The following is an 8,902-nucleotide window of genomic DNA, read 5'->3' as shown; positions in this document are numbered from 1 at the left end:
AGTTGCTTCAAGTCGGCAGAGCCGCCCAACGCACTGCCTCGTCTTGGCGGTTCGATAAATTAAGCGAAGTTGGCAATTTTTGCGTAAGTCCTATTCTTAAAGAAGTCGGGGATCTGGACACCGCAAATTTGAACGAAATTCAGATAGGATTACTATAGAATCAGGAGTCTAATTTATAATTCATAACTGATTTTGGCGACAAATTCCAAATGCTGAAGTGTAGGCGTGTAAGAAGGTTCTGCCACCAACAGGGCCGATTTCACCACCACAGAAAAAGCCGACTACAGGAATATCGTTAATGTAGCGCTGAAATAGTTCAGAATCGAAATTGGGTTTACCATACAGTCCTTCACCTCGCCCCAGACAGGCAAACATCAAGGCAGCTACGGCAGAGGGTTCAGAGTCTCGTTGGTGTTGATAACTTTGGAGGAGTAATTCTAGGTCTTCAGCAGAGGCTTGGGCATCGCGTAGGTGGAATTGCAGCCTTTGACCAGGACGGACGCGATCGCCTATTGCGATCGCCCCAGCTGTTGGATCGACCCCAAGAATACCACGAATTAAAAAGTCTCCTTGCTGCAAAGCTAGCTTAAATTCATCCATTGCCACACCAACAAACAGAGAGTGCTGTGCTAAAGTCCGTTCTTCTTCGCTGAGACTGGCAATTAAATCTCGCAACACCATCAAAGGGACTTTATCATCTAACTCCAGAATAATATTGCGATCGGCTTTTGTGACTTGCAATGGTTTGCCAATCGGTCGGCATCCTTGGGCTACAATCGTTTCCAAAACAATATTGCCAGTCAAAGCTATACCAACAGTCCCCTCGCGATACAGGTTTTGGTGTTCGTCAGCATCGTTACAAAATAGGGCAACACGACCACCCATACCCCCACCACTAGCTTGTCCCCCCACTATCACCGATCCTGGATAAGCAAAATCTAGTCCCTGCAACAAATTGTTGATTCCAGAGGCGAAAGAACTAGACAGCAAGATGAACTGGGGTGTTGGTGATACTGGCACACCGATCAAATCAACCCAAGCATCTGGTGAACTGTCTAAGTCAGGTAATTCTTCAGCAACAATATGAAAGACTTGAACCTTCACTCCTGGAAGGTGTGCTAAAGTCAAGCTGATAGCTGGTTCAGTTTCCAGTTCTTGGGTTTCTCCGCTAACTGTCGTCCCAATCACACCTCCACCACTACAGCCAATTAGCACTGGCACAGAAAGTTTTTCGGCTAACAACGGTAACAATCGGGAATACTCACTCGCAAAAGCAGACGAAATGAATACCAGTCCTAGATCCGCAGGTGCTGTTAATGATGAGACAGCTCGTTCCACCACATCTGTAATAGCGGCTTCCAAAGAATGACGGGTTGATAGGGCGTTTGCCCACTGCATTTGGTCTGCCATGAGTTTTGAGCTTCTTTCTCTTTTTAGGCTAGTAGGTTTTGATTTTTTCTTTTGGGAAGAATTGCATTTTACAAGAATTAGCCCCAGCCCTTTGTCTCCTCCATCCCAAGAAGCTGGGGTTGTCATTCCCTAATAGATGCATCTAAATATATTGTATGATTGTTTATCTTTAGTACTGATTCCACAAAATCTTAAAAAATTAAAGATGAATGCATTATAGACGCGGCAGTTTCCTGTATTGGTTATAAATCAATAAGCTAAAATACTAACTTATGAGCTAAATGGTTAGAATGGTTAGTAATCAAGCCAAAATCTGCCATTTCTAAATTTTTTCTATACTGGTATTAACAACACACAACGAGACTAAATCAATGACTAACATCCAAGAAACAACAAAGAGCGGTATCGAAGACAAAATTCAAGAAGAAGTCGAACAAGCGCGTACTGTTTGTGACGTTAGCGGTAGCAACTCACCAGAGTGTGCTGCTGCTTGGGATGCAGTAGAAGAATTGCAAGCCGAAGCTTCCCACAAACGTCAAAGCAAGCCAAAAAACTCTCTTGAACAGTATTGTGATGACAACCCAGATGCAATTGAATGCCGGGTTTACGACGACTAGAAATTCAAGCAAGTGAATTTTCTGTTCATTTGGTCAGCAAGCAACCAGGATTTACTTACTCAAATGTCGCACTTTCACCTCACTCCCGCCTAAAATCCTACTCTCCCTCTTTGATCATTTTTTCCAACGGGTGGAAAATTGGTGAAATATCTGAAGTTAGGGATGTATAAGAGTTAAACTTTGAGAGTTTTTTTATCTTATAAGGAAACCTTTATACCCAAAAAAGTTGGGGGTTTGTCTGGGAGTGCCGAGTTTGTAGTTGAGTTGGTGGGTAGGTTTTGAACAGACTCCCTGATGCTACTACAGGTAGGTGCAAAATCTAAGTTGAGGATCTTTGAGTTGCTTGTTTTTTGCTAAATACAGAGATTAAGGAAAGTGAATTGAGCGTTTTACCATGTAATACCTTTTCCAAAAATCTTTGTAACAAATGAATTGGCTGTAGGGGCGTACACATGTATGCCCCTACAAACGTATTTATAGTATAAATTTCGTGAAATGGTATGAGTTGGGTGAAATTAAATATAAAATATCATTGCGTTGGCGTAAGCCTTCCTGTAGAGTACGTAACGCAGTGGAGTGTTAGCGTAGTGTCTTGTAGAGTTGCAATCGCAAAAACTGAGATTGCAACTCTACAAGACGCTACCGCGAATACTTCGTAGCCTTCTCCTGGCAGAGACGCACTCGCGTATGGGTTCTCCAAAGGAGTACGCAATGACAAACTATTCTTAATAGGACTTACGCAAAAATTGCCAAAAAGCTTAATTTATCGTAGATACGTAGTGGCTTGCCGCAGGCTTCCGCCAACGCCAACGCGCAGCGTCTCGTAGAGAAAAGAAGAATCGTAGAGTGTACGTAAGTCCTATTATATTTATTTAGATCCATCTACTTATAAGTTAGGGAGCCACTTACTTGTACAAAGAAGTTAGAGCGCAGTCTTGAGGCAAGACACTGAGCTTTGTGCTTTGATTAAACTGTTATCTAATATAGATAGACTACTAGCTAGCTAATAGCTTACAGGTTTATCAGTTATGGATAGTTGCTCTTGGTTAAAAATGTTTTATTTAGCGTTTGAGAAAAACAATGAATTATAGTATTTGGTTTCGCCCTTTCGTCTGGATTGATTACCGACTGGCAGTATTATTCCTGGTAATTATTCCGCTAATTCTTCTGATTTGGGCATTTGTGCAAAAAACAGAAAGCATACAACGCTTATTGAGTATATACTGGCGGGTATCAAGCTTAGTGGCAATCACGATTTACTTAATGATTGCCCAGTATCCAGTTAGTTTTATTTCTGGGTTGATAGCTCGGATTTTGATCCCAATTTCGCTGTGGTTCTGGGTGGATCTCAACGATGAAATTGAGTATCAAACCAGTGGCTCTTTAAAATTTATTTTTACCTCTTGGCGCTGGGCTACAACTGTTTATTGTATTTTGGGGACACTAGCCTTTATCCCTTTTTTGGGTTGTGCTTTTTCTGGCAATATGCTTAAGACTCCAAATTGTAGCGTCTGGTTCGAGGCTCCGTTGCTATTCAAAGAATATTTTCATGCTAATAGCAAAGCTGAATTTTTAGGTTTTCTTGGCATAATTAGTTTAGTAATTTATGTGCTTTACTTAAGCTATTTTGTTTTGATTAAGCTGGGCAAGCAGGGACGTTCAGCCACACCACAGTAACCGTCGCCCCACCGTACCCCTACTATTAAAAAAATGAATTCCATTGGCAAGCGACTGGAACAATACACCGCTAAACGCTCCCAAGAAGTCCTACTTGTAACGGTGGAAATTGCTGATGAACAAGATACAATTGCTATTTTCAAAGGCTTTTCCAGTTCTTTGATGCGTCCAACGGCATTTGATGCAGATGTACCAGTTCTACCAGATGGGGCAAACATCCTCAATATTGACCGAGTAGCCAGTCCTTACAATCCTGAAGCACCCCGTTATATTCAACAAGGAATCTCTTGGGAAGCTATAGAAGCTTTATTATCAGAAGTGGGAGTGTAACTGTATTAATTGGGCAGTTATGCGGAACTGCTAAAATGGACAGCAGGTGGTGTAATTAACTAAAATACCTACTGCTGCTCAGGTAGCAAGTTTGTATAATATTAGCTATCAACTGACGTATATCATGCTTCAGCCCATATACCTGATTTGCATTGATAATCGGACTCGTAATGTATACATCCTTGCTGGGTATGACGAAGAGATTGAATTCCAAATTTTACCCAACGGAGAGTTGTCTGATGAGCCAAATTAATTACGATTCAATGTCTGATATTGAATTGAAACAGTATTTTCTCAAGCATCGCGGTGATCAAGCTGCTTTTCAAGCATACTTGGACAGGATTAATCAGCGTCCGCGTAGGATTGTTGCAAGCCCCGATGATCCCGATTTTGATCAGAAGGTTCAAGCAGCGATTCGCCAAAAGCTAGAAGCAGCAAGAAGCAGTAGTTAACCCTCGATTTTTCAGTAGGGGCATAATCTTTAAACTGTCTGCTGGTATCAATACCAAATTAATACCCACTTAAAAATATTATGCAAATGTTTAGCAATGCAGTTATACAAATATCTTGTTAGTTAGAATTAAAGTACATTGTTTGTATCTAAGCCTTATCAATAAAGCTTCAAGTTTGATCTTATGGGTAATGAGATATTTAGAAATAGACTGAATAACATAATTAAGCAATGCATCTCCGAGGCTCAGGATTGCATAAAATTGGAGCATCATGGAATGGCTGGGAACGTGCGCCAAATCTTGATTGAGAAGCTTCTTGTTCCACTTCTTCCAGAAGGTGTTCACATCGGAAGCGGTAAAGTTACTGACTCAAGTGGGAACTTGTCTTCAGAAACCGATATCATCATCTACGATAGACGTACAGTGCCGCCTATTCTCTATGATGAAAAGATCGGTGTATTCCCTATTGAAACCATTTATTACGTTATAGAAATAAAAACGACTTTAACAAAGAGCGAGTTTGACAAGTCGATTCGGAATGGGCAGAAGTTACGCTCTCTTCGCGGTCCACAACCTCATTCAGCACTCTTTGCTTTTAACTCTGATTTGAAGAACTCAAAAGACTCGGATCGTTTTATTCAAGCACAGAAGGATATGCTCGTTCCGCTTCCAATCAATATCTTTTGTGTCGTTGGTAGAGAATATGGTTTTTGGGATCATGTTTGGAAGGTTCTTCCTGATACAGATAATAACGATGTCATCGTAGGATTTTTAGTCGGAATCATAAATACTGTTGTGAAAGCTATACATTTACGTCAGCCAAGTCTTGACCCAGGTTGGTACTTCTACCCAGGTTATGATCCGTTTTGATAGGTTATCACGCCAGAGAAACTGGTTATCATGCTCATATCTACTGCAAGTTGCAAGCGAGAATTGTGATGCAGCGGACTGAAGAAAGCCGCTGGTGCTGAATTCAAGGTTGTTTGCCGCCGCTGATTGGGAACGTTATCCTGAAGGAAGCAAACTACAGTTGGGATCTAAATTCCCGTCTGAAACTGTCTTGTCTAAGAGAGGCTACGCGAACAATTTTGAAGAATTATTTTGACTTTTGAATTTAAAAAATGTCCTGTTCTGGATACACACTCCCGGTATTTGCGTGCGCTGCTGCTGTTGCAGCTTTACATTGGTTACACGATCGCCAACCCCTAACTTTAGCCTCTGTAGATTTACTTGAACCCGCTCAAATCGCAGAAATCCCCATTCAACAGGTAGCAGGACTATCTAGTAATACAGCTTTAGCAATCACCCGCAGCGATCCTGGTGATAATCTCGATTTGACTAAAGATACACCGATTTGGGCATTGGTGGAATGGGGAGGGGGAAATGAGGAGACAGTAATTATTAAAGGAGGAGAAGGAATTGGCAGACAGATGAATGCTGATGACAAGCCTGCTATTTATGCTTATGCTCAAAGGCTCTTAAAAGAAAACTTGCAACGGATGCTAGCACCGGGGCAAAAAATCACGGTGACAATTATTTTACCCGAAGGAAGATCGCTTGCTGTTCGCACTTCAAATTCTGCTTTTGGTGTGGTTGAAGGACTTTCTCTTTTAGGCACAACCGGCATTTCTCAACCCTTGAGTACACCAGATCAGCTTGCAGTTTTTCGGGCTGAATTACAAAATAAAGCTAGTCGTTTTGAAAGTTTAGTATTCTGTATCGGGGAGAATGGCCTAGATTTGGCGCGTAAACTAGGGATTAATCCTGAACAATTGGTCAAAACTGCTAACTGGCTCGGCCCAATGTTAGTAGAAGCTGATGTGCTAGGTGTGAAAGAAATCTTATTATTTGGCTATCACGGTAAGCTGATGAAACTGGCTGGAGGGATTTTTCACACCCATCACTACTTGGCTGATGGACGCAGAGAAATTTTGGCATCGCACTGTGCGATCGCTGGTTTAAAATCACCAGATATCCAAGCTGTGTTTAACAGTGCGACTGCGGAAGCTGCACTAACATATCTAAAATCGCTAGATGCTTCCACAGAAAGTGATTGGGTAAATCAAGTTTACACTGCGATCGCCGAAACCATCGATGTTCGTTCTCAAGAATACATCCAAAGCCATAGTGAAAGCACCACAGGAGTAACAGTCTGTGGCTCTATCCTCTTTGATCGCGATCGCAAAATTATCGTGAAGAGTAAAACTGCTGGTCTGTTGATGGGAAAATTATGTTAATTTATTATGAATAATCGTAAACAATCCAAATAGATAATCTTTTAAGTAACCACTCTAGGGTAGATTTATCGTTTTCATACCATCTCCGCCTCCGGGACTAGACAAACGCACATAACCTCGCGTTTGTCTAGGGCTTCTGTACCATTATCAGCCTATGCAGGCTGAATAATAGCATCACCATAGACCACAAAGCATCTACTTATCCTTAACAGATATAACATTTCCGTCATGAATACAGCGGTGATACCAACAGAACAAGCCCCCCAAACATTGGAAGATTTTGGGCGGCTTGATCGTCAATTGATTGTAATTCTGGACTTCGGCTCTCAATATTCTGAGTTGATTGCCCGGCGCATCCGCGAGACTCAAGTATACTCTGAAGTTTTGTCCTATCGCACTTCTTCAGCACATTTGCGCCAACTCAATCCTAAGGGAATCATCCTCTCCGGTGGCCCGAGTTCGGTTTATGGTGATAAATCTCCCCATTGTGACCCAGAAATCTGGAATTTGGGAATACCCATTTTGGGTGTTTGCTATGGGATGCAGCTAATGGTAAATCAACTCGGTGGGGAAGTCGTAAAGGCTGACCGAGGTGAGTACGGCAAAGCATCATTATATATTGATGATCCCACAGATTTGCTCACTAATGTCGAAGATGGCATCACTATGTGGATGAGTCATGGAGACTCAGTTATCCAGATGCCGTCAGGGTTTGAATTGCTGGCACATACAGAAAATACTCCCTGTGCTGCCATTGCCGACCACGAAAAGAAACTTTACGGCGTTCAATTCCATCCAGAGGTGGTACATTCTCTTGGCGGAATAGCATTAATTCGTAATTTTGTCTACCATATCTGCGATTGCGAACCCACTTGGACAACAGCGGCTTTTGTCGAAGAAGCAATTGGGGAAATTCGCACCAGAGTTGGCGATAAGCGGGTGCTGTTAGCGCTATCTGGGGGAGTGGATTCTTCTACTCTGGCCTTCTTGCTGTATAAAGCGATTGGTGAGAAACTAACTTGCGTATTTATCGATCAAGGCTTTATGCGAAAGTATGAGCCAGAGCGATTGGTAAAGTTGTTCCAAGAACAGTTTCACATTCCTGTAGAGTATGTTAATGCTCGCGATCGCTTTTTAGCTACAATTGCCAATATTACAGATCCTGAAGAAAAACGCCGCCGCATCGGACACGAATTTATCAGCGTATTTGAGGAAACATCCAAGCGCCTCGGCCACTTTGACTATCTGGCTCAAGGGACTCTTTATCCAGATGTGATCGAATCTGCTGACACCAACGTTGATCCCCAAACTGGTGAGCGGGTAGCGGTCAAAATTAAGAGTCATCACAATGTTGGCGGTTTGCCCAAAGACTTAAGATTTAAATTAGTGGAACCACTGCGGAAACTATTTAAAGATGAAGTCCGCAAAGTTGGGCGTTCCATTGGTTTACCAGAAGAAATTGTCCAACGGCAACCTTTTCCTGGCCCTGGTTTGGCAATTCGTATCCTGGGGGAAGTCACATCTGAACGGTTAAATATTTTGCGCGATGCTGATTTGATTGTCCGGCAAGAAATTAACCAACGCGGTATGTATCATGATTTCTGGCAAGCATTTGCTGTCTTGCTGCCAATTCGTAGTGTTGGCGTTATGGGGGATCAGCGTACCTACGCTTACCCCATCGTCTTGCGAATTGTGACCAGTGAAGATGGCATGACTGCTGATTGGGCCAGAGTCCCTTACGATGTCCTAGAAGTGATTTCCACTCGGATTGTGAATGAAGTGAAAGGGGTGAATCGGGTGGTTTATGACATCACCTCTAAGCCACCTGGAACCATTGAATGGGAGTAATCAAGTTTTGAGTTTACTTAACTAAAAGCTGCTCACCGAATTTACGATGTTTAAATTTTGGATTTTGGAATTGAAAGATTCAAAATTCAAAATTTAAAAAGTCTGTTCGCGCAGCATCCGCACCAGGAGCAAGCGAACGAGACGCTTCCTTTTTTTAGCGATCGCAAAACTTTTCGGTCTACTGAAAGTCATTCCTGCTATCTGCAAAACGGGTACTTACAGCGCCGTACCAAGGCAACAACAATGGACTGACACGAAGTGAGATAACTGTGGGAATATAGGATAGAGACAAATTTACCCTCTCTTTCCTCGAAGAATGAGCATCTGTTGA

The 8,902-nt window shown here is 42.3% G+C and carries 9 protein-coding genes; 8 read left to right on the top strand and 1 reads right to left on the bottom strand.

The window, feature by feature from the left end:
* Window positions 1–180 precede the first annotated feature (180 nt).
* Window positions 181–1,410, bottom strand: coding sequence for an FIST signal transduction protein (locus V7K35_RS19080; RefSeq protein WP_335080750.1), 1,230 nt, complete (start codon window positions 1,408–1,410; stop codon window positions 181–183).
* A 371-nt stretch (window positions 1,411–1,781) separates the two neighbouring features.
* Between V7K35_RS19080 and V7K35_RS19075 the strand changes: the two genes are divergently transcribed.
* From V7K35_RS19075 to guaA, 8 genes are all read left to right on the top strand, one after another.
* Entirely contained in the window at window positions 1,782–2,027 is a 246-nt protein-coding gene (locus V7K35_RS19075; protein ID WP_334796300.1) for a Calvin cycle protein CP12, read from the top strand.
* Window positions 2,028–3,107: 1,080 nt separating this feature from the next.
* On the top strand, window positions 3,108–3,704 hold the full coding sequence (locus V7K35_RS19070) for a DUF3177 family protein (protein ID WP_334796299.1): 597 nt from the start codon (window positions 3,108–3,110) through the stop codon (window positions 3,702–3,704).
* 33 nt (window positions 3,705–3,737) lie between these two features.
* Window positions 3,738–4,034 carry a DUF7734 family protein gene (locus V7K35_RS19065; RefSeq protein ID WP_335080749.1) on the top strand — a complete coding sequence of 99 codons (297 nt, stop codon included), beginning with the start codon at window positions 3,738–3,740 and terminating at the stop codon, window positions 4,032–4,034.
* A gap of 64 nt (window positions 4,035–4,098) precedes the next feature.
* Window positions 4,099–4,287, top strand: a complete 189-nt coding sequence (locus tag V7K35_RS19060; protein WP_442939744.1) for a DUF6888 family protein — start codon at window positions 4,099–4,101, stop codon at window positions 4,285–4,287.
* Entirely contained in the window at window positions 4,274–4,486 is a 213-nt protein-coding gene (locus V7K35_RS19055) for a DUF6887 family protein (protein WP_335080747.1), read from the top strand. Before V7K35_RS19060 ends, V7K35_RS19055 begins: the two co-directional genes overlap by 14 nt.
* Before the next feature lie 183 nt (window positions 4,487–4,669).
* Window positions 4,670–5,356 (top strand): DUF6602 domain-containing protein, encoded by a 687-nt coding sequence (locus tag V7K35_RS19050; RefSeq protein ID WP_335080746.1) that lies wholly within the window; start codon window positions 4,670–4,672, stop codon window positions 5,354–5,356.
* A 251-nt stretch (window positions 5,357–5,607) separates the two neighbouring features.
* Window positions 5,608–6,723: a cobalt-precorrin-5B (C(1))-methyltransferase CbiD gene (gene cbiD / locus V7K35_RS19045; protein ID WP_335080745.1), complete on the top strand. Its 1,116-nt coding sequence runs from the start codon at window positions 5,608–5,610 to the stop codon at window positions 6,721–6,723.
* Between the two features lie 228 nt (window positions 6,724–6,951).
* The gene (guaA, locus tag V7K35_RS19040; protein ID WP_335080744.1) at window positions 6,952–8,571 is read left to right on the top strand and encodes a glutamine-hydrolyzing GMP synthase; all 1,620 of its coding nucleotides are present in this window, start codon (window positions 6,952–6,954) and stop codon (window positions 8,569–8,571) included.
* The last annotated feature ends 331 nt before the right edge of the window (window positions 8,572–8,902 follow it).

This window comes from Nostoc sp. (genome assembly GCF_036917275.1).
Taxonomy (GTDB): domain Bacteria; phylum Cyanobacteriota; class Cyanobacteriia; order Cyanobacteriales; family Nostocaceae; genus Nostoc.
Note: the sequence above shows the minus strand (reverse complement) of the source record. Positions and strands in the feature narration are given on the sequence as shown.

Coding starts and splice junctions, on each gene's coding strand:
- guaA (WP_335080744.1), top strand. CDS start 6,952: ATGAATACAGCGGTGATACCAACAGAACAAGCCCCCCAAACATTGGAA.
- V7K35_RS19065 (WP_335080749.1), top strand. CDS start 3,738: ATGAATTCCATTGGCAAGCGACTGGAACAATACACCGCTAAACGCTCC.
- V7K35_RS19050 (WP_335080746.1), top strand. CDS start 4,670: ATGGGTAATGAGATATTTAGAAATAGACTGAATAACATAATTAAGCAA.
- V7K35_RS19055 (WP_335080747.1), top strand. CDS start 4,274: ATGAGCCAAATTAATTACGATTCAATGTCTGATATTGAATTGAAACAG.
- V7K35_RS19075 (WP_334796300.1), top strand. CDS start 1,782: ATGACTAACATCCAAGAAACAACAAAGAGCGGTATCGAAGACAAAATT.
- cbiD (WP_335080745.1), top strand. CDS start 5,608: ATGTCCTGTTCTGGATACACACTCCCGGTATTTGCGTGCGCTGCTGCT.
- V7K35_RS19080 (WP_335080750.1), bottom strand. CDS start 1,410: ATGGCAGACCAAATGCAGTGGGCAAACGCCCTATCAACCCGTCATTCT.
- V7K35_RS19070 (WP_334796299.1), top strand. CDS start 3,108: ATGAATTATAGTATTTGGTTTCGCCCTTTCGTCTGGATTGATTACCGA.